Source organism: Deinococcus rhizophilus, assembly GCF_030271215.1.
Classification (GTDB): Bacteria; Deinococcota; Deinococci; order Deinococcales; family Deinococcaceae; genus Deinococcus; species Deinococcus rhizophilus.
The window spans coordinates 1-380 of sequence record NZ_JASNGB010000426.1; the positions used below are offsets into that span (position 1 = coordinate 1).

Annotated in this window: 1 pseudogene; it reads right to left on the minus strand. The window is 64.2% G+C overall.

The window, feature by feature from the left end:
* Positions 1–189: pseudogene (locus QOL99_RS17690) on the minus strand (ISNCY family transposase); the annotation flags it as partial.
* Between the last annotated feature and the right edge of the window lie 191 nt (positions 190–380).

Genomic DNA, 380 nt, shown 5'->3' on the forward strand with positions numbered 1-380 from the left:
GAGGAGCGCGTGAATCTCGGGCACGGAACGGTGTTCGCTGTACCGCTTTCTGCCGATCAGCGCCAGGACATCCAGCCCGTATTCAGAACGGGGCAGCGCCAGGGCCCCTTCGGCTTCGGGCCGAAGGGGCTGTCGATATCTCGAGCACGCGGCATCACGGCACTGCCGAATCTTGAGGATGTACTGCACGGCGCCCCCCAACATCATCAGGCGTCGCCTGTTGTGGTACGCCAGGGTCGTGGACTGCCCGCAGACTGGGCAGGAGGTCACGGCACACCTCAGGACTTCCATTCGTGGGGCAGGCTCACGAGCATCTCGACGCGCCACTTGACACCTCCGCACCTCCCAGCCTACTCCTCAAGCCCCCTTTGCCGTCATAG